Source organism: Sinorhizobium sp. GQ132, assembly GCF_059758575.1.
In genome coordinates this window covers 426,919-446,789 of sequence record NZ_JCAXDX010000005.1, presented here as the reverse complement: position 1 = coordinate 446,789, position 19,871 = coordinate 426,919, and the positions used below count along the sequence as shown (strand labels likewise).

The following is a 19,871-nucleotide window of genomic DNA, read 5'->3' as shown; positions in this document are numbered from 1 at the left end:
GTTCCTCATTTGAGCGGATGTCTTTCCATGCCTACAAAACCTCATGTCTGGCGCTATTCGCTGCCGGCAGCGCTGCTGCTGATGGCGCCCTTCGATATCCTCGCCTCCCTGGCCATGGATATCTATCTCCCGATCGTTCCGGCGATGCCCGGTATTCTCGGGACCAGTCCTGCCGTGGTCCAGCTCACGCTGAGCCTCTATATGGTGATGCTCGGCCTCGGCCAGATCGTCTTCGGGCCCGTCTCCGATCGCATCGGACGGCGGCCTGTCCTGATCGGCGGAGCGATGCTGTTCGCCGCGGCGTCGTTCTGCCTTGCGGCATCCTCCAGCGCCATACCATTCGTCGCCTTCCGCTTCCTGCAGGCGGTTGGCGCATCTGCGGCCCTGGTGGCCACCTTTGCGACGATCCGGGACGTCTATGCCGACCGCCCGGAAAGCGCGGTTATCTACAGCCTGTTCAGTTCCATTCTGGCATTCGTTCCCGCTCTGGGACCGATAGGCGGCGCCATGCTGGCGGAGAGGTTCGGATGGCGCTCGATCTTCGTTACGCTCGGTGCATTTGCCGTAATCGCGCTGGTGCAGGCACTGCCTCGCTGGCATGAAACCCGCCCTTCGGCGGCAGCGCTGCCGCGGCGCGCATTCGGGCCTCTTTTCCGCAGCCTCGCCTTCTGGACCTATACCCTCGGCTTCAGCGCCGCCATGGGCACGTTTTTCGTGTTCTTTTCCACCTCTCCGCGCGTTCTGATCGACAGGGCAGGATATTCGGAGCTGCAGTTCAGCCTCGCCTTTGCAACTGTAGCAATCGTGATGATCATCACGGCGCGCTTTGCCAGGCGGTTCGTCTCCCGATGGGGAACTTCGGGCAGCCTCCTGCGGGGCATGTGCATGTTGCTTCTCGGGGCGGCGCTCCTGGCCGCCGGGCAGAGCTTCGGCACCCCTTCGTCCTGGACGTTCGTCGCGTCGATGTGGGTCATGGCGGTCGGCATCGTCTTCACCGGATCGGTAACTGCAAACGGCGCGCTCGAAGGGTTCGCATACATGGCGGGTTCGGCGGTCGCAGTCTATTTCTGCGTCCAAAGCCTCATCGTCGGGACGGCGGGAACACTGCTCGTGATCGGACTGCCCGGCGACAGCGCGTGGCCGCTCGTGGTCTATGCCTCGACAATGGCCGGTGTCGTGCTGATCGCGCGCCGGCAGTTGCAGTCCAGAAGGCACGCCCAGGCATGATTGAAGAGGAAGTCGGGCAAAAGCCCGGCTTCCACGCCCTCAAGCGAGGGTGCTGAACCCTTTGTTAACGCTGATCTGACAGAAGTGAAGCCCAGTATTGCGTAATGTCAGGGTGTCCTCGTGTTCATGGCGGTATGTCAATCGGCCGGACGAATGCTGCCGTCGGCGCTGAGATATCGCCTGCCTCTTCTTTTGCACGGCCTCGCGTCGCTTCTTGCAGGGGACGATCCCAGGAACCGTGCACAGCGCGTGGCGCTCATCGCCTTTCTGATCCGTATCGTCAGCGCAGCCATCGCCTTCGTCTCGCAAATCGTCCTTGCGCGCCTCGTCGGCGAGTTCGAATACGGCATCTTCATTTTCGTCTGGGTGCTGGTCGTCCTCTTCGGAAACCTGTCCTGCCTCGGTTTCCATGCGACCGTGATCCGCTTTCTGCCGGAATACCATACGACCGCGGCGCTTGCGAATATCCGCGGTTTGACCACGACGGCGCGGGTCTTTTCGATGCTTTCCGCGACCGTTCTCGCCGCAGTCGGCGGAGCCGGCCTCTGGCTCTTCGGCTCCGCCATCGAAAGTTACTATGTGATTCCCCTCTATCTCGGCCTGTTCACTCTGCCGATGATCGCGCTCGGCGACGTACTGGACGGCACCGCGCGGGCGCATAGCTGGCCCATCGTCGCGATGAGCCCGACCTATCTCGTGCGGCCGCTGCTGATCCTCGGTTTCATGGTCATCGCGATCGCCGCCGGGCTTCCGCGCGATGCGACGACAGCCATGGGCGCTGCGCTGGGGGCGGCCTATGTCACCACGCTCGGACAATTCGTGACGATGGCATGGCGGCTCCGCCGCCATTACGTGCGCGGGCCGATGAAGATCGAGCTCGGGCGGTGGCTCAGCGTCTCCCTTCCCATTTTTCTGGTCGACGGTTTCGGTTTCCTGCTCACCAATTCCGACGTCGTCATCGTGGGCCTCTATCTCAATCCCGACGATGTGGCGGTTTATTTTGCGGCGGCCAAGACCATGGCGCTCGTCCATTTCGTGATGTTCGCCGTCAAGGCGGCAGCAGGTCCGCGTTTCTCTGCGGCAATGGCCGCGGGCGATCGCAGGCAGCTGGCTGAAATCGCCGTCGAAAGCGCGCGCTGGTCCTTCTGGCCGTCCCTGGCGATCGGCGGCTGCGTACTCGCAGCCGGCAACACCCTGCTTTCGCTGTTTGGCCCGGCGTTCACGGCGGGCGCCCCCTTGATGGCGATCCTGCTGACGGGAATTCTCGCCAAGGCCTTTGTCGGACCCGCCGAAACGCTGCTCACGATGGCGGGGCGGCAAAAGCTCTGCGTCCTGCTCTATGCGGCCGCGCTCGGAGTCAACATCGCCTTGAACGTGACACTCATCCCGGTCTTCGGCCTGACGGGCGCAGCGGCCGCCACTGCCGGCGCGATGTTCGTGGAGGCAGCCATCCTGCATTTCGCCGTAAGGCGCACTTTCGGCTTTCCCCTGCTGGCCGTTGCCGGCGCGGGGAGCGTGAACAACAAGAACGAGGCGATTTGAGCCATGATCGGCAATGTCCTTCCCGCAGACGTGAACGGCAGCGCCAACCGCCTGCTTGGCAGCCTCGCGCAATCGGGTTCCGATACGTTGCAGTCCGAGCGGACATTGATGGTCGGAAGGCCCGGACGGCACCTCGCGGTCTATCCGGCGAGAGCGGGATACGACCTGCAGCGGGAGCTCGACTTTCTCTCCAATCGCGCCATCGAGCAGAACGTCTTCTTTACCGGGCGCTTTCTCGCGCCGGCCATGCCGCGCCTCGAGGACCGGGTAATCCGGCTTGCGGTCATCCGCGACCAAAGCGAGCAGAGAAGCCGCATCCGCTTTCTCATGCCGTTCTCGATAGAGAAGCCGGGTTTTTCGATCGGCGCGACCATTATTCGCGCCTGGTCCAATCCATTCGGGCCGCTGGGCACGCCCCTCCTCGATGCCGAAGACGCGGCCGAGACGATCAGCAATCTTTACGAAGCGCTGGCCGCGCCTTCCGCCGGCCTGCCGCCGGTGCTCGTGCTTCCGGACATCAGGTTGAACGGCAAATTTGCGCAGCTTGCCCGTGCCGTCGCGATCGGCGAAAACCTGCCGCTGACGGTGACGGATACATTCAGCCGGCCGATGCTCGAAAGCCTGCTGGACGGCCCCACCTATTTGCGCGAGGCCGCGGGCCCCCAGCGCCTGAGGGAGCTGAAGCGGCAGTGGAACAATCTCGCGAAGCAGGGATCGCTGGCCTACAATGTCGCGCGCCAACCCGATGAGATCCGCCTGCGCATGGAGGAGTTCCTGGTCCTCGAAGCGTCCGGCTGGAAAGGCCGCGAACGCAGCGCCATGATCATGGACCGGTTCCGCGCCGCTTTCGCGAGGGAAGCGGTAAACAATCTGGCCGAGGCCGACAGCGTCCGCATTCACACGCTCGATCTTGACGGCAAGGCGATCGCGACCATCGTCGTTCTGCTGATGGCCGGCGAAGCCTATGCCTGGAAGACCGCCTATGACGAGCGCTATGCGAAATACTCTCCGGGCAAGCTCCTTGTCGCGGAGCTCACGGAGTGGCATCTCGACGATGCCAATATCATCCGCTCCGACTCCTGCGCCGTGCCCGATCATCCGGTGATGAGCCGCCTGTGGCAGGAGCGAGAGGAAATGGGCACGCTCGTGATCGGGCTGGCACAGAACCGCGACCGCGACGTGCGTCAGGTCGCCGCGCAGCTCCACCTTTATCGCAATACCCGAAATATGGCCCGGCTGCTGCGTGAAAAGATCCGGGCGTTGGCAGGCCGCTGATCTTTCAACCGAACATCAGCCGCCGGACGCGGCGCGCGCCTCTGCCGCCGCCTTCTCCCGCAGAAGCCGGCGGATCACCTTGCCCGAGGTGGTCAAAGGCAGGCTGTCGACGAAAGCGATCTCGCGCGGATATTCATGCATCGACAGCCTGTTCTTCACCCAGTCGCGGATCCCTGCCGCGGTCTCGTCGCCGGCAGAGACGCCGGGTTTCAGCACGACATAGGCCTTGACGATCTCGGTCCGGAGCGGGTCCGGTTTGCCGACGGCCGCGGCGAGCTGCACGTCCGGATGCCCGGCGAGACAATCCTCGATCTCGCCCGGGCCGATGCGATAGCCTGACGACGTGATGACGTCGTCGTCACGTCCGAAAAAGGTGAAATAGCCCTCTTCGTCCATCGCGCCCTGGTCCCCGGTTGTCATCCAGTCGCCGATGAACTTGGACTCGGTCGCCTCTTCGTTGCGCCAGTAGCCGAGGAACATCACCGGATCGGGACGCCTGATCGCCACCTGCCCGACCGCGCCGGGCGGCAGAACCCGCCCCTCGCCGTCGATGATCGCGACCTGATGACCCGGTGCCGACTTGCCCATGGAGCCGGGCTTCGCCACGCCGAGATCGGTCGCAGAGGAGATGACGATATTGCATTCCGTCTGGCCGTAGAATTCGCTCACCTCGACGCCGAGCGCCGCCCTCGCCCATTCGAAGGTCTCCCGCCCGAGCGCCTCTCCGGCCGAACCGACGGTGCGCAGCTTGAGCGCGTAGCGATCGCGCGGCCGCTCGACGGATTTGAGGAGCCTGAGCGCCGTCGGCGGGATGAAGGCGTTGCGCACATCCATTTCCTCCATGATCCGGAACGCGGTATGCGCATCGAATTTCTGCGCCGGCGAGGATACCACTGGCACGCCGAAGAAAAGCGACGGCAGCAGAGCGTTCAGGAGACCGCCCGCCCAGGCCCAGTCGGCAGGCGTCCACATCCGGTCGCCAGGCTGCGGCAGGAAGTGGTGATGGAACTGGAACCCCGGCAAATGGCCGAGCAGCACGCGATGGCCGTGCAGAGCTCCCTTCGGCGGCCCGGTGGTCCCCGAAGTGTAGATCATCAGAGCGGGATCGTCCGGCTTCGTTTCCGCGGGATCGAATCGGCCCTCCCGGGCCACGAGTTCACCGAACCGCACGGTGCCGGATTCGTGCTGTTCTTCGGAAAGCACCACCAGGCGCAAATCCGGCAGCTCTTCCCGGATCGCCGTTAGCCGCTCAAGGCCGAAGCGATTGGTGACGATCGCTGCCGCACCCGCATCCTTCAGCCGGTAGGCAAGCGCCTCGGCGCCGAAAAGCAGAGCCAGCGGCAGCGCGATACCACCCAGCTTGTAGATTGCCGCATGGGCTATCGCCGGTTCGAACCCCTGCGGCAGCAGGATGGCAACGCGATCGCCGGGCTTCACCCCATGCGCGGCAAGTCCGCCGGCAAAAGCGGACGAACGGGCGGCAAAGGCGCCATAGGTCAACGCAAGATGCGCGCCGTCCGAGCTGAAATGCTGGAGACAGACGCGCTCCGGCTCCCGCGCACCCCAGGCGTCGCTGACGGCTACGCCGATGTTGAAGGTATCGGGTATCCGCCAGCGGAATTCGCCGTAGAGTTCGTCATAGTCTTCGATCTTCGGTAGCATGAGCTTGCTGCAGCTGGGTTTTGCTGCAATGCAGCTAGCATTTGAGCGCGGGGGAATTCAATGGCGGTGCCGACCGTGGGCGCGGATTTCGGGGAGAGGCGAACGCACCGGGGTCGGTGCGTTCTTTCCGGTTCGATCGGCCATCGACGTTATTGCTCGATGCCGCGGTCTTTGAACGATTGATCGATTGCCTTATCCACTTTGGCCCGCGGCGCAGCTATTGGTCGCGCCGAGAACCGAGGAATATTCCAGCAGAATAGACGGAAAACAGATCAGAATAAGATGAAGGTTTTGCGAATGGCGCGAGGACTATCAGACGCCAGAAGAAAAAAGCGCAATGAAACCAACACGATAAGGTAGTTGTGGTGCCCCATGCCGGAGTCGAACCAGCACTCCTTTCGGAACTCGATTTTGAGTCGAGCGCGTCTACCAATTCCGCCAATGGGGCTAGAGGCATGCGTGATATCAGCGCTTGCGATTTACACGATCGATTTCGGGCCGGTCAACCGCGAAGTTGCGAATTTCGCCGATCGTGTGAATTTGGCCGAGTGCTCCCACGAAAAGGGCCGCCGGCTGCTCCATACGATCACAAAAGCGTGCAGGCGGCCGAACATGCGACCCGATTTACAGAGCCGGCGATCCTGCCTAAGAAGGCGGCGTTCGATTTCACTGGCGCCCGGGCGGCATGTTCGCCGCTCCGCGCGCCGAGGGGTGTGCATGTTTGCAGTTTCGTTCGCTCAGCGCCGGCAACTCATTTGTGCCGTACTCGTCACCATCGGCATGGCGGCGACCGTCGGCGGTGCGCTCGGCTTCGAGCATATCGGCGGCTATATCCCCTGCGCGCTGTGCCTGCTTCAGCGCGATCCCTATTATTACGGCATTCCGCTCGGAGTTCTCGCCATCGCAACCAGCGTGCTGAAGCTGCCCGGCTGGACCACCCGCACGCTGCTCCTCGGCGTCGGCATACTGATGCTGGTGGGTGCGGGCCTCGGTGTGTACCATGCAGGCGCCGAGTGGCACTTCTGGGAAGGCCCCTCGACCTGCGCCACCACGGCGCAAGGCATTTCTTCCGATGTCGGCGACCTGCTCGGTGATCTGGATGCGAAGCACGCGCCCTCCTGCACGGATGCGGCGCTGCGCGTGCTCGGGCTTTCTTTCGCAGGCTGGAACGTCATTGCGAGCCTGATCCTCGCGGGGATCGCTCTGCGTGGTGCCTTGAAGGCATCAGCTCAGGGTCGGGCGTCTTAACCTTACGGCTGCAGCTCGACATCCCAGTAGAGATAATCCATCCAGCTGTCATGCAGGTGGTTGGGCGGGAAAAGGCGGCCGTTATTGTGCAGATCCTGAACCGTCGGGTGATAGGGCTTCTGGTGCGGGAACATGCCGGCCTGCTTCGGCAGCTTGCTGCCCTTGCGCAGGTTGCAGGGAGAACAGGCGGCGACGACGTTTTCCCAGGTGGTCTGGCCGCCATGCGCACGCGGGACCACGTGGTCGAAGGTCAGGTCGTCCGGCGAGCCGCAATACTGGCACTCGAATTTGTCCCGCAGGAATACGTTGAACCGGGTGAAGGCCGGGTGGCGTGACGGCTGGACATAGCTCTTCAGACAGACGACGCTCGGCAGCCGCATCGAGAAACTCGGCGACGAGACGGAGTGTTCGTATTCGGCGAGGATAGTCACACGGTCGAGAAAGACCGCCTTGATCGCGTCCTGCCAGGACCAGAGCGACAAGGGATAATAACTCAGCGGCCTATAGTCGGCGTTCAACACGAGCGCCGGCAGGGCCTGAGGTGAGACTGCAATCGTCAAGCGTATTCTCCTGAGCGATTCGGCATCTGCCTCTTCTATATTAGGCGCGTTGCGACAGGATTGTGAAGCCACAAAGAAAAGGGAGCAAAGGATCCGCTTTTTTCTTCAAGGCGTCACGGGAAGCGCATCGCGGCGCATCTCCTGCGCATAATAGGCCCAAAAAAGCCGCGCGGCGACACTGCGCCATGGCGACCAGCCGCCCGCGAGCGAGTCGACCTCGCTTGCCGTCGGTCGCAGTTCGAGCCCAAGCGCATGGCCGATGGCATTCTGCAGGGCGACATCGCCGGCCGGGAACACATCCGGATGGCCGGCGCAGAAGAGCAGATAGACCTCGGCGGTCCAACGGCCGATGCCCTTGATCGCCGTCAGTTCGTGAATTGCCTTGACCGCTTCGGCATTGCAGATGGCATCGAGATCGATCTCGCCCGCAATTGCGGCAGCGGCGACCCTTCTCAGCGTATCGGCCTTGGCCCGGGACAAGCCGAAGCGTCGGCAATCTTCGTCGTCGAGCGCAAGCACCGCGTCTGCGCTGATCTCGCCGAGCGAGGCCTCCATCCGGTTCCAGATCGCCGCCGCGCTCGCCTTCGAGACCATCTGGGAGACGATTATGTTGGCGAGGCCGCGGTAACCGGGGTCGGTGCGCCTCAACGGTACCGGCCCCGCCTTGTCGATGACGTGTTCGAGCCGGGCATCGAGCATCACCAGACCGGCAAGACCGGCCTCTATATCCTCGTGTGTCCGGATGATCCGCATGCATCCTCCCACTGCACGTGTCCGGGATCGTCGCCGATTTACGGACGAAGCATGCAGGAATTCAAAGTGCTACAGAGCCCTTGGTGCGCAGGAAGACGCACGGCCCTGTAGAAAGCGGGTGATCTTTACAACGCTTCCATGGCAAAGGAAAAGAATGCCGATTTCACGACCAGAACAACCGGTTTTTCGTTTCGCGCCGAGTCCGAACGGTCTCCTGCATCTCGGCCACGCCCTGTCGGCGATCCTCAATCACGACATGGCGACAGCCATGGGCGGCCGTTTCCTGCTGAGGATCGAAGATATCGACCGGACGCGCTGCCGGCCGGAATTCGAGGCGGCGATCTTCGAGGACCTCGCCTGGCTCGGTCTCGATTGGGAAGAGCCGGTGCGGCGCCAATCCGAACATCTCGGCGTCTATGCCGCTGCGCTCGAGCGCTTGAACGCGATGGGCCTCGTCTATCCCGCCGTGATGACGCGCGGTGAAATAAGGGCGGCGGTGGCCGCGGCAGAGGCGAAGGGGCAAGCGTGGCCGCGCGATCCGGACGGGACACCCCTATATCCCGGCCGCGAGCGCGGCTTCACGCCGGACGAGCAGGCGGCTCTCCTGGCGAGCGGCCGCCCCTATGCCTGGCGTCTCGACATGGGAGAGGCCCTGCGGCGGGCCGGCGGGCCACTCACCTGGCGAGAAACGGGATCGAGCCAATCGGGCGAAGCCCAATCGGGCGAAGCGGCCTCGGTCGTCGCCGATCCGGCCGCCTGGGGTGATGTCATCCTGTCGCGTTCGGATGCGCCGTCGAGCTATCATCTCTCGGTCGTGGTCGACGATGCCCTGCAGGGGATCACCCATGTCGTGCGCGGCCGCGACCTCTACCACGCGACTTCGGTGCATCGCCTGCTGCAAAGACTTCTCGGCCTGCCGCAGCCGGTCTATCACCATCATCGCCTCGTTCTCGGGCCGGACGGACGGAAACTGTCGAAGAGCAACAGCGACACCGGCATCGCCTCCTTCAGGGCTTCGGGGCACAGGCCTGCGGATGTCAGGTCCATGATTCTCGGCGAGCGATGAGAAGAGAAATCCGCGGCCTTACTCTCCTCGGCCCCCCTGGAAACTGCGCCTGACCATGAGCTTCACCTTGTATTTCAGGATGGCAGCGTTGATTTCCGCGCCGATGATGAAGATCGCGCCAAGCATGTAGAGGAAGACCAGGACGATCATGATGGAAGCGAGCCCGGCATAGGTCGTCACGTAGTTGGAAAAATTGGCGATGTAGGAGGCGAAGGCGTAGCCGCCGACGGACCACAGCACCAGCGTGAGGAAGATGCCGGGCAGGACGTCGACGACGTTGCGGTGGCCGGCCGGCAGCCACAGATGCGCGACGAGCAAGCCTGCCGTCAGCATGGTCAGTGTCAGGGGCAAGCCCCAATCGTCCACCGCCGCCATCAGCGTATCCAGCCAGGGGAACCACTGATCCGCATTGCGGACCGCCAGAGGAACCGCGACCAGAAGAAGGCTGAGGGCGGCCAGAATGAGCACGGCGCCGAGCACGAAGCCGAGGCTCGCAAGCCGCGTCACATACCAGTAGCGGCTTTCGGCAACCCTATAGGCGCGATTGAGCGCGATCCTCAATGCTTCGACGCCGTTCGACGCGAAATAGGCTGCAGCAAGAACGGAGATCGTAAGCAGGCTGCCGCGCGGGATGGTCAATACGCGCACGACTTCATCGGCGACCGGCTTGGCGATCGATTCCGGCCAGGTGTCGAAGATCAGATGGACTGCCGTCTGCGCGAACTGATCGGCGCCCAGAAAACTGGCAAGCGCGGTGCCGAAGATCAGAAAGGGAAAGACGGCCATAAGGGAAGAAAGCGCCACGTGACTGGCCATCGCCCAGCCATCGTCCTCGCTGAAATGCCAGAGCGCATCAAACACGACCTTCCAGATGATGCGAACGAATGCCGGCATTCCGTCTCCCACTCTTTCACCAATCCCGCTCCTGATGAGGACCAGCCGGCGCAGTACCTGCGAACGGCCTTGACGTCACGTTCCGGTCCCAGCCATCGCCTTTGCAATTCAATTGTATCCCAACGATGAATATGGGAAATGGGGCTTGGATTTCTACAGGAATCGCGTGGATGCCGGATCGCCCCACAATCATCGTCACCGGTTGCTCGTCAGGCATCGGGGCCTATTGCGCCCGGGCGCTGCAGCGGGACGGCTGGCGGGTCTTCGCGACCGTGCGCCGGCCGGAGGATCAGGCGCCGCTGGAGGCCGAAGGCATCGAGACCTTCATCATGGACTATACCCGGCCGGAGACGATTGCCGCGCTGGTGGAAGCCGTGATGGCGCTGAGCGGCGGACGAATCGATGCGCTTTTCAACAATGGCGCCTACGGCCAGGCCGGCGCGGTGGAGGATCTGCCGACGGAGGCCTTGCGGCTCCAGCTCGAAACCAACGTCATCGGCTGGCACGACCTGACGCGGCGCGTCATCCCGGCGATGCGCGCCCGCGGGCATGGTCGCATCGTCCAGTGCTCGTCCATTCTCGGCCTCGTGCCCTATCGCTGGCGCGGCGCCTACAATGCCTCGAAGTTCGCACTCGAGGCGCTTTCGCTCACATTGAGGATGGAGCTCGCCGGCAGCGGCATCGGCGTGAGCCTGATCGAGCCCGGCCCGATCGCCTCGAAATTCACGACCAATGCGATCGCCTATATCGAGCGGTTCATCGATCTTGAGAATTCCGTCCATCGAGCGGAATACGAGCGGCAGATGCGGCGCCTGCGCGGCGAGAGCAAACCGGCAGCCGGCAAGCTCGGGCCCGACGCCGTTTATGCCGTACTGAAACACGCTTTGACGGCACGCCGTCCGAGGCCGCATTATATAGTGACAAGGCCGGCCAGGCAGGGAGCGCTTCTCAAAAAGCTCCTGCCGGCGGCACTGTTCTACCGCATCATCGGTCGTCTCGGCTGACCGAACCACAAGGATTTACGCCATGAACAGCTTCCTTACCGGTCTGACCCTGCTCGTCATGGGCCTGGTAGCGATCGTGCTGATCCGCGGCCTGCTCAACATGGCCAGGGGCGGCAGCGGCAACACCTCCAACAAACTCATGCAGGCCCGCGTGCTGTTCCAGGCCATCGCCATCGTGCTGATCATGCTGACGCTCTGGGTGACCGGCGGCGGCCGTCCGAGCTGAGGTAAAGCGACAGCATCATGGTGAAATTGAACAAGATCTACACCCGGACAGGCGACAACGGCACCACCGGCCTCGTCTCCGGCCCGCGCCGCCTGAAAAGCGACCTCAGGGTCGAGGCCTATGGCGCCATTGACGAGACGAATGCCTTTGTCGGCCTCGCCCGCCAGCACACGCATGCGATTCCGGATCTCGACGCGATGCTCATGCGCGTCCAGAACGATCTCTTCGATCTTGGCGCCGATCTCGCCACACCGGATACGGGCGAGAAGCCCGAATACGAGCCGCTTCGCATCGTCGCTGCCCAGGTCGAGCGCCTCGAACGGGAGATCGACCGGCTGAATGCCGACCTCGAACCGCTGCGCTCCTTCGTCCTGCCGGCCGGCAGCGCCGCTTCGGCCGCGCTCCATGTTGCCCGTACGGTAGCGCGGCGCGGCGAGAGGCAAATGGTCGCACTCGCATCGATGGAAGGCGAGGCCGTCAGCGCGGAGGCGATTGCCTATGTCAACCGCCTTTCGGATTTCCTGTTCGTCGCGGCCCGCTGGGCGAATGACAAGGGGCGCGCCGATGTCCTTTGGGTCCCCGGCAACAACAGATAACGTATTTTTGTTTCGGCGCGGGTCGTCTCGGGGATCGCATGTTCATACCGCTGCATGACAGGAACGAGCTGAAACACATAAGGGTGCAGTATGTGACGATCACGCTGATCGTCATCAATTTCGTTGCCTGGCTCGCTACCGGACCCGTCGCAAGCGAGGATTTCGCCAATGCTGCGATCCTCGGGCTAGGCTATATCCCCGCGATCATCTTCGAGTATGCCGCCCTCGATCCCTCGCTGGTGATCGTTCCGGACGAATTCACCTTCGTCACCTACTCGTTTCTGCATGGCGACTTCATGCATCTCGCCATGAACATGCTTTTCCTCTGGGTCTTCGGCGACAATGTCGAGGACGCGCTCGGGCATTTCCGATTTCTCGTTTTCTATCTTCTGTGCGCGGCGGCCGGAGCGCTGGCCCATGGGCTCCTCGATCCGGCCTCGGAGGCGCCGCTGATCGGCGCCTCCGGCGCCATATCCGGCGTCGTTGCCGCCTATTTCCTCCTGCACCCCAAGGTGCGGGTCTGGGTGCTCGTGCTCTTCCGCATCCCGCTGCCGCTCCCCGCCGCCATTCCGCTCGCCTTCTGGATCGGCCAGCAATTCTTCATGTTCGTGGCCGATCCCGCCGGCGGCGTTTCCTGGAGTGCGCATGTCGGCGGCATCGTCGCGGGTCTCCTGCTCGTTGTCGTTTTGCGACGCCGCGGTGTGCCGCTGTTCGATCGGACCATCGTCACTCCACGCGCCGTGGAGCACAGGACGAGAGCGCCCGATGAAACGTTGCCGGCAGCCGCCGGCGCTTCGAAGCCCGCTCCGCAATGGGGCCGGCCGGGTTGATTTTCGAGGGGAGCCCGAGAAATAAAGGTCGAGTTTTCAAGGGATTGCATGCCCTGCGTTGGGGGTCATGCCCGATAGAAGCCGGCCTTACGCCTCCGCTTGCCAGCGGATTTTTTTACCTGTACGTAAACGTAAGTATGAATAAGCCTGGTCATATCGAATTGGCGTTGGTTCATCGCATTTTAGCGTCAAGAACGGCTTGTCTATGGAGCAAAAACGCGTATCGATGTCGCCAACCGACAATCAGGCCGCCTTGTTAAGGCGCATTTTCCTGCGAACGTTCTTGGAGGGAAAGAATCCATGAAAATACTTGTGACGGTGAAACGGGTCGTCGACTACAACGTCAAGATCCGGGTCAAAGCGGATGGAACGGGCGTCGAGCTTGCCAATGTGAAGATGTCGATGAACCCCTTCGACGAGATCTCGGTCGAAGAGGCGCTGCGGCTGAAGGAAGCCGGCAAGGCGAGTGAAGTGGTGGTCGTGTCGATCGGCCCGGCCAAGGCGGAAGAGACGCTCAGGACCGCGCTCGCCATGGGCGCCGACCGGGCGATCCTGGTCGAGACCGAGGACCAGGTCGAGCCGCTCGCTGTGGCCAAGATCGTCAAGGGCGTCGCCGAGGCCGAACAGCCGGGGCTGATCATCGTCGGCAAGCAGGCGATCGACGACGATTCCAACCAGACCGGCCAGATGCTGTCGGCATTGCTCGGCTGGGCCCAGGGCACCTTTGCCTCCAAGGTCGAGATCGGCGACGGCAAGGTCAACGTCACCCGCGAGGTCGACGGCGGCCTGCAGACGGTCGAACTGAAGCTGCCGGCGGTCGTCACCACCGATCTGCGCCTCAACGAGCCGCGCTATGCCTCGCTGCCGAACATCATGAAGGCGAAGAAGAAGCCGCTCGACAAGAAGACTCCGGCCGATTTCGGCGTCGACACGGCGCCGCGGTTGAAAGTCTTGAAGACCGAAGAGCCCTCCGGCCGCAAGGCCGGCGTCAAGGTGAAGACGGTCGCCGAGCTCGTCGACAAGCTCAAGACCGAAGCCGGCGTTCTTTAAGTTCATGCGTCCGGAAAGCGGACACCGGCTTCCGGACAAACGCATGAACCACTTCAGACTCATGAGCTCCGATCCGGAACGGATCGTTGAGCTCGATCGAAAGGGAGAATTCTACCATGGCCATTCTGCTTCTGGCTGACCACGACAACAGCCACCTTTCCGACCAGACGGCGAAGGCGCTGACGGCGGCAACGAAGATCGCCAGTGGGACCGGAACCGACGTGCATGTGCTGGTTGCCGGTCAGAACGTCAAAGGGATTGCCGAGCAAGCCTCCAAGCTTTCGGGCGTCGCCAAGGTGCTGGTCGCCGAGGACGCCTCGCTCGCCAACAATCTCGCCGAGCCGCTGGCCGCGCTGATCGTTTCGCTCGCCGGCAATTACGACACCGTCGTTGCCGCCGCCACCTCGGTCGGCAAGAACGTCATGCCGCGGGTCGCAGCCCTTCTCGACGTCGCCCAGGTTTCGGAGATCATCGAGGTCGTCTCGCCTGATACCTTCAAACGGCCGATCTATGCCGGCAACGCCATCCAGACGGTGCAGACGAGCGAGCCGAAGAAGGTGATCACCGTGCGCACCGCCTCCTTTGCCGCCGCTCAAGACGGCGGCTCGGCCCCGGTCGAGACGGTTGCCGCCGCGGCGAATCCCGGCCTTTCCGCCCATGTTTCCGATGCGCTGTCGTCCTCCGACCGGCCGGAACTGACCTCGGCGAAGATCATCATCTCCGGCGGCCGGGCGCTCGGCTCCTCGGAGAAGTTCAAGGAAGTCATCCTCCCGGTTGCCGACAAGCTCGGCGCCGCCGTCGGCGCCTCACGCGCCGCCGTCGATGCCGGCTATGCGCCGAACGACTGGCAGGTCGGCCAGACTGGCAAGGTGGTCGCCCCCGACCTCTACATCGCCTGCGGCATTTCCGGCGCGATCCAGCACCTCGCCGGCATGAAGGACAGCAAGGTGATCGTCGCCATCAACAAGGACGAGGAAGCGCCGATCTTCCAGGTCGCCGACTACGGCCTCGTCGCCGATCTCTTCGACGTCCTGCCGGAACTCGAAAAGGCGCTTTGACGCACCGGGCACCGGCACGAAAAAGCTGGAAAAAGCGCCGACATGGCATTAACAATCATACCGGGCCGGCCCTGCCGGCCCGGTAATTTTGCATTTGCGGCAGCGTCATTGCCGCAACCTGTTGAACATGGGTGTTCGCTTCAATGATCAAGACGGTGGGAATTATCGGCGCAGGACAGATGGGCTGCGGCATTGCCCATGTTTCGGCAGCCGCCGGATATAAGGTTCAGCTCTACGATATCGCCGCGGACCGCATCGAGGCGGGGCTTGCCACCATCAACGGCAATCTTGCCCGGCAGGTCTCCTCCGGCAAGATGAGCGACGAGGACCGCAAGCGGGCGCTTTCCCTGATCAAGGGCTCAGGCGACATCAACGACCTCGCGCAGGCCGATCTCGTCATCGAGGCGGTCACCGAAGACGAAACCGTCAAGCGCAAGATCTACGGTCAGGTCTGCCCGGTCATGAGGCCGGATGCAATCCTGGCGACCAACACATCGTCCCTGTCCATCACCCGGCTCGCCTCCGCGACCGATCGTCCCGAACGGTTCATGGGCATCCACTTCATGAATCCGGTCCCGGTCATGAAGCTGGTGGAGCTCGTACGCGGTATCGCCACGGAGGAAGAGACCTTCAAGGCGGCAAAGGAATTCGTCGCGCATCTCGACAAGACCGTCACCGTCGCCGAAGATTTTCCCGCCTTCATCGTCAATCGCATCCTGTTGCCGATGATCAACGAGGCTATCTACACGCTCTATGAAGGCGTCGGCACCGTCGATGCCATCGACACGGCCATGAAGCTCGGCGCCAATCATCCGATGGGCCCCTTGCAGCTCGCCGATTTCATCGGCCTCGACACCTGTCTGTCGATCATGCAGGTGCTGCATGACGGCCTGGCGGATTCGAAGTATCGCCCCTGCCCGCTGCTGGTGAAATATGTCGAGGCCGGTTGGCTCGGCCGCAAGTCCGGCCGCGGCTTCTACGACTACCGGGGCGAGGTGCCCGTACCGACGCGCTGACCTTTCAGATCAGGCGGAAGGCTCCTGCGGCGACCCCTCAACTTCCCGCAGGCGGAGCCAGCGCCGCTTCGATGAGGTTCTTCGCGTCATCGCTGTCCCATACGGCCGGTCCGTTCATCGACCCCAGAAGGCAGCCCTTTTCGTCGAGAAGCAAGGTAGCGGGAAGGCCGAAGGCGAGCCCCTCCTTCTTGAGCGTGTTGAAAACTCCCATCGAGGCATCGCGGTAGTAGCCGAGCGCATGAACGCCGACCTCGTCGAGGAACGCCTTCGGCTTGTCGTCGGCACCGGTGTCGATGTTGATTGCGACCACCTCGAAGCGGTCGCCGCCGAGCGCCTGTTGCAGGGCGTTGAGCGCCGGCATCTCCTCGCGGCAAGGCACGCACCAGGTGGCCCAGAGGTTGACGAGGACTGTCTTGCCGGCAAAGGCGGCAAGCGTCAGCGGCTTGCCATCGGGACCTGCGAAATCGAGGCCGCCGATCGGGCGCGCGTTGTCCGCCGGCGTCATCGCCGCCACCTGGCCGCGCATCAGCGGGGTGAGCGAAGCCACCTTTTGCCCGGCCAGCGGGCAGCTCGCATCCGCCGTCGCCGCGACGCCGCCATTGCCAGACCCCGTCTCCTTCACGTATACCGCAGCCGCACCGGCGATCACGCCCAGAAGGGCGGCGAGCGCGAACAATTTAAGGGCCGGAGGGCGTTTCTTCTGGTCTGGCATTTCATTCTCCAAGGCGGGCATCCTGATGGCTGACGGCAGTTCCGAGACGAAATCCTCCAACCAGATGTGGGGCGGTCGCTTCGCCTCGGGCCCGGACGCGATCATGGAGGAGATAAATGCCTCGATCGGCTTCGACAAGAAGCTCTATGCCCAGGACATCCGCGGCTCAATAGCGCATGCGACGATGCTGGCGCATCAAGGCATCATTTCCGCCGAAGACAAAGACAAGATCATTCACGGCCTCGACACGATCCTGTCAGAGATCGACAGCGGCGCATTCGAATTCTCGCGCCGCCTGGAAGACATCCACATGAACATCGAGGCGCGGCTGGCGGCGCTGATCGGCCCGGCCGCCGGGCGCCTCCATACGGCGCGCTCGCGCAACGACCAGGTGGCGCTCGATTTCCGCCTGTGGGTGAAAGAGGAGCTGCAGAAGACCGAGAAGGCGCTGACCGGTCTCATCGCTGCCTTTCTCGACCGCGCCGAAGAGCATGCCGACACGGTGATGCCCGGCTTCACCCATTTGCAAACGGCGCAGCCGGTCACCTTCGGACATCACTGCATGGCCTATGTGGAAATGTTCGGCCGCGACCGCGCGCGCGTTCGCCACGCGATCGAGCACATGGACGAAAGCCCGATCGGCGCAGCCGCGCTTGCCGGCACCGGCTTCCCCATCGATCGGCACATGACCGCCAAGGCGTTAGGCTTCCGCGAGCCGACGCGCAATTCCATCGATACTGTCTCCGATCGCGACTTCGCGCTCGAATTCCTGTCGATCGCCGCGATCGCGGCGACCCACCTGTCGCGGCTCGCGGAAGAAATCGTCATCTGGTCCACGCCGCAATTCGGCTTCATCCGCCTGTCGGACGCCTTTTCGACCGGTTCGTCGATCATGCCGCAGAAAAAGAATCCCGATGCGGCCGAGCTCGTGCGCGCCAAGACCGGGCGCGTCAACGGCTCGCTGGTTGCGCTGCTGACCGTGATGAAGGGTCTTCCCCTCGCCTATTCCAAGGACATGCAGGAAGACAAGGAACAGGTCTTCGATGCGGCCGAGAGCCTCGAACTCGCAATCGCGGCCATGACCGGCATGATCCGCGACGTGACGATACGCGCCGACCGGATGAAGGCCGCAGCCGGCTCCGGCTACTCGACCGCCACCGATCTCGCCGACTGGCTGGTGCGCGAGGCAGGCCTGCCCTTCCGCGACGCCCACCATGTGACCGGCCGCGTCGTCGCGCTTGCGGAACAGAAAGGATGCGACCTCGCCGACCTCCCGCTGGCCGAGCTGCAGGCGATCAATTCCGCGATAACGGACAAGGTCTACGGCGTCCTGACGGTCGAGGCCTCCGTGGCAAGCCGCACCAGTTTCGGCGGCACTGCGCCCTCCGAAGTCCGCAAGCAGATCGCCTGGTGGCGGGCGCGCAACTAGAGCGCTTCAGGAAAAGTGTGTAACGGTTTTCCGTTGCAGAATGCGTCGGCTCCAATGCTGCTCTCTCCTGCGCAGAAACAGGGTGCACAAGGCGCTGAAAAATCGGTAAGACATCGCACCGGAGCGGCGCAGGAACATGTTCCTGCCGCCCCCGCGCTCCCAAGATCAATCGGCTCTCAGCTTCGGCAAAGGGAAATGACGATGACATTCAGGAAGGCCGCCCGAATCGCGCTTCTTCTGGCAATCCCGGGGCTGGTTCTCGCCGGCTGCGGGCGTAAGGGCGACCTCGACCGGCCGGGGGCCACCGCACCGATCAATACGAAAGCGCCCGCCGGTACTGTCGCGCCGAAGCAAACCGTCGACGACCGCCCATTCCTGCTTGACCCCCTCCTCTGAGCCGAGGAAAGACCGTGAATCATTTCCAATACCGTGACGGAATTCTTTACGCCGAAGACGTGCCTCTGACGGAGATCGCGCGCGCCGTCGGGACGCCGTTCTACTGTTATTCCACCGCCACGCTGGAGCGCCATTACAGGGTCTTTTCGCAAGCCTTTGCCGATGTGGACGCCATGGTCTGCTATGCGATGAAGGCCAATTCGAACCAGGCCGTGCTGAAAACGCTCGGCCGTCTCGGCGCAGGCGTGGACGTGGTGTCCGAGGGTGAACTGCGCCGCGCCCTTGCAGCGGGCATTCCGGCAGGCCGGATCATGTTCTCGGGCGTCGGCAAGACCGCGCGCGAGATGGATTTTGCTCTCGAGGCAGGCATCTATTGCTTCAATGTCGAATCCGAGCCGGAATTGGAGGTCCTGAACCAGAGGGCCGTACGCGCCGGCAGACGAGCACCGGTTTCCTTCCGCATCAATCCCGACGTCGATGCCCGCACACATGCGAAGATCTCGACCGGGAAGAAGGAAAACAAGTTCGGCATTTCCTGGGAGCGGGCCCGTAGCGTCTATGCTCACGCCGCCGAGCTTCCCGGCATCGAAGTGACCGGGATCGACATGCATATCGGCAGCCAGATCACCGAGCTGCAGCCTTTCGACGATGCCTTCAAGCTGTTGCGCGAACTGGTCGATACGCTGCGTTCCGACGGGCATGTCATCGAGCACGTCGATATCGGCGGCGGTCTCGGCATTCCCTACCGTGAAGACAACAACCCGCCGCCCTTGCCGGATGCCTATGCCGATATCGTCAAGAACCAGCTCAAGGGCCTCGACTGCAAGATCGTCACCGAACCGGGCCGGCTGATCGTCGGCAATGCCGGCATTCTCGTGACCGAAGTGGTCTATGTGAAGGACGGCGGCGACAAGACCTTTGTCATCGTCGATGGAGCGATGAACGATCTCATCCGCCCGACGCTCTACGAGGCCTATCACGAGTTACGCCCGGTGAGGATTTCCGCGGCCAGCGCACCGCGCATCAAGGCCGATGTCGTCGGGCCGGTCTGCGAGACCGGCGACTATCTGGCGCTCGACCGGGAGATGGCGATGCCGAAGCCCGGCGATCTTTTCGCGATCGGCTCGGCGGGCGCCTACGGTGCCGTACAGGCGGGAACCTATAACAGCCGCCTGCTGGTGCCCGAGGTGCTCGTCAACGGCGATCGTTTCCACGTGATCCGCCCGCGCCGGGGCTACGACGAGCTGATCGGCCTCGACTCGGTGCCGGACTGGCTCGACTGACCTCGAGCGACGCTTTCACGATTGGGGTCGCCGGCGGCGATCAC

At 63.1% G+C, this 19,871-nt stretch carries 20 protein-coding genes and 1 tRNA gene; 15 read left to right on the top strand and 6 right to left on the bottom strand.

From position 1 onward, the window contains the following. The first annotated feature begins 27 nt into the window (after nucleotides 1–27). The 3 genes from cml to AC6CIG_RS16415 all read left to right on the top strand — a co-directional run bounded on the left by cml (nucleotide 28) and on the right by AC6CIG_RS16415 (nucleotide 4,044). Nucleotides 28–1,227 carry a CmlA/FloR family chloramphenicol efflux MFS transporter gene (gene cml, locus AC6CIG_RS16425; RefSeq protein WP_127708897.1) on the top strand — a complete coding sequence of 400 codons (1,200 nt, stop codon included), beginning with the start codon at nucleotides 28–30 and terminating at the stop codon, nucleotides 1,225–1,227. Nucleotides 1,228–1,380: 153 nt separating this feature from the next. Then, complete coding sequence (locus tag AC6CIG_RS16420) at nucleotides 1,381–2,769, top strand: lipopolysaccharide biosynthesis protein (protein WP_437412829.1); 1,389 nt, start codon at nucleotides 1,381–1,383, stop codon at nucleotides 2,767–2,769. 3 nt (nucleotides 2,770–2,772) lie between these two features. Further along, entirely contained in the window at nucleotides 2,773–4,044 is a 1,272-nt protein-coding gene (locus tag AC6CIG_RS16415) for a GNAT family N-acetyltransferase (RefSeq protein WP_127708899.1), read from the top strand. Between the two features lie 15 nt (nucleotides 4,045–4,059). On the opposite strand, the gene AC6CIG_RS16410 is transcribed toward AC6CIG_RS16415, so the two are convergent. Next, nucleotides 4,060–5,706, bottom strand: a complete 1,647-nt coding sequence (locus AC6CIG_RS16410; RefSeq protein ID WP_127708901.1) for an AMP-binding protein — start codon at nucleotides 5,704–5,706, stop codon at nucleotides 4,060–4,062. A gap of 363 nt (nucleotides 5,707–6,069) precedes the next feature. Further along, nucleotides 6,070–6,154: transfer RNA gene (locus AC6CIG_RS16405), tRNA-Leu, on the bottom strand. A gap of 269 nt (nucleotides 6,155–6,423) precedes the next feature. On the opposite strand from AC6CIG_RS16405, the gene AC6CIG_RS16400 reads away from it, so the two are divergent. After that, nucleotides 6,424–6,954, top strand: coding sequence for a disulfide bond formation protein B (locus tag AC6CIG_RS16400; protein WP_437412828.1), 531 nt, complete (start codon nucleotides 6,424–6,426; stop codon nucleotides 6,952–6,954). Nucleotides 6,955–6,956: 2 nt separating this feature from the next. On the opposite strand, the gene AC6CIG_RS16395 is transcribed toward AC6CIG_RS16400, so the two are convergent. Further along, nucleotides 6,957–7,514: an HNH endonuclease gene (locus AC6CIG_RS16395; protein ID WP_003533486.1), complete on the bottom strand. Its 558-nt coding sequence runs from the start codon at nucleotides 7,512–7,514 to the stop codon at nucleotides 6,957–6,959. A 105-nt stretch (nucleotides 7,515–7,619) separates the two neighbouring features. Then, nucleotides 7,620–8,267: a DNA-3-methyladenine glycosylase family protein gene (locus AC6CIG_RS16390; protein WP_100674197.1), complete on the bottom strand. Its 648-nt coding sequence runs from the start codon at nucleotides 8,265–8,267 to the stop codon at nucleotides 7,620–7,622. A 154-nt stretch (nucleotides 8,268–8,421) separates the two neighbouring features. Between AC6CIG_RS16390 and gluQRS the strand changes: the two genes are divergently transcribed. After that, complete coding sequence (gene gluQRS, locus AC6CIG_RS16385; protein ID WP_127708905.1) at nucleotides 8,422–9,333, top strand: tRNA glutamyl-Q(34) synthetase GluQRS; 912 nt, start codon at nucleotides 8,422–8,424, stop codon at nucleotides 9,331–9,333. 18 nt (nucleotides 9,334–9,351) lie between these two features. On the opposite strand, the gene AC6CIG_RS16380 is transcribed toward gluQRS, so the two are convergent. Then, nucleotides 9,352–10,227: a YihY/virulence factor BrkB family protein gene (locus AC6CIG_RS16380; RefSeq protein ID WP_018096930.1), complete on the bottom strand. Its 876-nt coding sequence runs from the start codon at nucleotides 10,225–10,227 to the stop codon at nucleotides 9,352–9,354. A 170-nt stretch (nucleotides 10,228–10,397) separates the two neighbouring features. Here AC6CIG_RS16380 and AC6CIG_RS16375 point away from each other — a divergent pair, with 170 nt between their 5' ends. The 7 genes from AC6CIG_RS16375 to AC6CIG_RS16345 all read left to right on the top strand — a co-directional run bounded on the left by AC6CIG_RS16375 (nucleotide 10,398) and on the right by AC6CIG_RS16345 (nucleotide 16,007). After that, complete coding sequence (locus AC6CIG_RS16375; protein WP_100674195.1) at nucleotides 10,398–11,231, top strand: SDR family oxidoreductase; 834 nt, start codon at nucleotides 10,398–10,400, stop codon at nucleotides 11,229–11,231. A 22-nt stretch (nucleotides 11,232–11,253) separates the two neighbouring features. Further along, a complete protein-coding gene (locus tag AC6CIG_RS16370; RefSeq protein ID WP_018096928.1) occupies nucleotides 11,254–11,457 on the top strand; it encodes a twin transmembrane helix small protein in 204 nt (67 codons plus the stop codon). A gap of 17 nt (nucleotides 11,458–11,474) precedes the next feature. Continuing rightward, nucleotides 11,475–12,053, top strand: a complete 579-nt coding sequence (locus AC6CIG_RS16365) for a cob(I)yrinic acid a,c-diamide adenosyltransferase (RefSeq protein ID WP_018096927.1) — start codon at nucleotides 11,475–11,477, stop codon at nucleotides 12,051–12,053. A 38-nt stretch (nucleotides 12,054–12,091) separates the two neighbouring features. Then, entirely contained in the window at nucleotides 12,092–12,883 is a 792-nt protein-coding gene (locus tag AC6CIG_RS16360; RefSeq protein WP_018096926.1) for a rhomboid family intramembrane serine protease, read from the top strand. Between the two features lie 300 nt (nucleotides 12,884–13,183). Beyond that, the gene (locus tag AC6CIG_RS16355; RefSeq protein ID WP_127708907.1) at nucleotides 13,184–13,933 is read left to right on the top strand and encodes an electron transfer flavoprotein subunit beta/FixA family protein; all 750 of its coding nucleotides are present in this window, start codon (nucleotides 13,184–13,186) and stop codon (nucleotides 13,931–13,933) included. 116 nt (nucleotides 13,934–14,049) lie between these two features. Next, nucleotides 14,050–14,991 carry an electron transfer flavoprotein subunit alpha/FixB family protein gene (locus tag AC6CIG_RS16350; RefSeq protein ID WP_127708909.1) on the top strand — a complete coding sequence of 314 codons (942 nt, stop codon included), beginning with the start codon at nucleotides 14,050–14,052 and terminating at the stop codon, nucleotides 14,989–14,991. A 143-nt stretch (nucleotides 14,992–15,134) separates the two neighbouring features. Continuing rightward, a complete protein-coding gene (locus AC6CIG_RS16345; RefSeq protein ID WP_010970098.1) occupies nucleotides 15,135–16,007 on the top strand; it encodes a 3-hydroxybutyryl-CoA dehydrogenase in 873 nt (290 codons plus the stop codon). A gap of 37 nt (nucleotides 16,008–16,044) precedes the next feature. Here AC6CIG_RS16345 and tlpA read toward each other — a convergent pair whose 3' ends face one another. Further along, the gene (gene tlpA, locus AC6CIG_RS16340; protein WP_127708911.1) at nucleotides 16,045–16,719 is read right to left on the bottom strand and encodes a thiol:disulfide interchange protein TlpA; all 675 of its coding nucleotides are present in this window, start codon (nucleotides 16,717–16,719) and stop codon (nucleotides 16,045–16,047) included. 25 nt (nucleotides 16,720–16,744) lie between these two features. On the opposite strand from tlpA, the gene argH reads away from it, so the two are divergent. The 3 genes from argH to lysA all read left to right on the top strand — a co-directional run bounded on the left by argH (nucleotide 16,745) and on the right by lysA (nucleotide 19,827). After that, nucleotides 16,745–18,148, top strand: coding sequence for an argininosuccinate lyase (argH, locus tag AC6CIG_RS16335; RefSeq protein ID WP_127708912.1), 1,404 nt, complete (start codon nucleotides 16,745–16,747; stop codon nucleotides 18,146–18,148). A gap of 195 nt (nucleotides 18,149–18,343) precedes the next feature. Further along, nucleotides 18,344–18,544 carry an LPS translocon maturation chaperone LptM gene (gene lptM, locus AC6CIG_RS16330; RefSeq protein ID WP_018096921.1) on the top strand — a complete coding sequence of 67 codons (201 nt, stop codon included), beginning with the start codon at nucleotides 18,344–18,346 and terminating at the stop codon, nucleotides 18,542–18,544. A gap of 14 nt (nucleotides 18,545–18,558) precedes the next feature. After that, a complete protein-coding gene (gene lysA / locus AC6CIG_RS16325) occupies nucleotides 18,559–19,827 on the top strand; it encodes a diaminopimelate decarboxylase (RefSeq protein WP_127708914.1) in 1,269 nt (422 codons plus the stop codon). The last annotated feature ends 44 nt before the right edge of the window (nucleotides 19,828–19,871 follow it).

What these genes read in the sequence shown, in the direction of transcription:
- AC6CIG_RS16415 (WP_127708899.1), top strand. Translation starts at nt 2,773, where the DNA reads ATGATCGGCAATGTCCTTCCCGCAGACGTGAACGGCAGCGCCAACCGC.
- gluQRS (WP_127708905.1), top strand. Translation starts at nt 8,422, where the DNA reads ATGCCGATTTCACGACCAGAACAACCGGTTTTTCGTTTCGCGCCGAGT.
- AC6CIG_RS16345 (WP_010970098.1), top strand. Translation starts at nt 15,135, where the DNA reads ATGATCAAGACGGTGGGAATTATCGGCGCAGGACAGATGGGCTGCGGC.
- AC6CIG_RS16370 (WP_018096928.1), top strand. Translation starts at nt 11,254, where the DNA reads ATGAACAGCTTCCTTACCGGTCTGACCCTGCTCGTCATGGGCCTGGTA.
- lptM (WP_018096921.1), top strand. Translation starts at nt 18,344, where the DNA reads ATGACGATGACATTCAGGAAGGCCGCCCGAATCGCGCTTCTTCTGGCA.
- AC6CIG_RS16350 (WP_127708909.1), top strand. Translation starts at nt 14,050, where the DNA reads ATGGCCATTCTGCTTCTGGCTGACCACGACAACAGCCACCTTTCCGAC.
- argH (WP_127708912.1), top strand. Translation starts at nt 16,745, where the DNA reads ATGGCTGACGGCAGTTCCGAGACGAAATCCTCCAACCAGATGTGGGGC.
- AC6CIG_RS16365 (WP_018096927.1), top strand. Translation starts at nt 11,475, where the DNA reads ATGGTGAAATTGAACAAGATCTACACCCGGACAGGCGACAACGGCACC.
- AC6CIG_RS16355 (WP_127708907.1), top strand. Translation starts at nt 13,184, where the DNA reads ATGAAAATACTTGTGACGGTGAAACGGGTCGTCGACTACAACGTCAAG.
- AC6CIG_RS16380 (WP_018096930.1), bottom strand. Translation starts at nt 10,227, where the DNA reads ATGCCGGCATTCGTTCGCATCATCTGGAAGGTCGTGTTTGATGCGCTC.
- tlpA (WP_127708911.1), bottom strand. Translation starts at nt 16,719, where the DNA reads ATGCCAGACCAGAAGAAACGCCCTCCGGCCCTTAAATTGTTCGCGCTC.
- AC6CIG_RS16410 (WP_127708901.1), bottom strand. Translation starts at nt 5,706, where the DNA reads ATGCTACCGAAGATCGAAGACTATGACGAACTCTACGGCGAATTCCGC.
- AC6CIG_RS16360 (WP_018096926.1), top strand. Translation starts at nt 12,092, where the DNA reads ATGTTCATACCGCTGCATGACAGGAACGAGCTGAAACACATAAGGGTG.
- AC6CIG_RS16390 (WP_100674197.1), bottom strand. Translation starts at nt 8,267, where the DNA reads ATGCGGATCATCCGGACACACGAGGATATAGAGGCCGGTCTTGCCGGT.
- cml (WP_127708897.1), top strand. Translation starts at nt 28, where the DNA reads ATGCCTACAAAACCTCATGTCTGGCGCTATTCGCTGCCGGCAGCGCTG.
- AC6CIG_RS16375 (WP_100674195.1), top strand. Translation starts at nt 10,398, where the DNA reads ATGCCGGATCGCCCCACAATCATCGTCACCGGTTGCTCGTCAGGCATC.
- AC6CIG_RS16400 (WP_437412828.1), top strand. Translation starts at nt 6,424, where the DNA reads ATGTTTGCAGTTTCGTTCGCTCAGCGCCGGCAACTCATTTGTGCCGTA.
- AC6CIG_RS16420 (WP_437412829.1), top strand. Translation starts at nt 1,381, where the DNA reads ATGCTGCCGTCGGCGCTGAGATATCGCCTGCCTCTTCTTTTGCACGGC.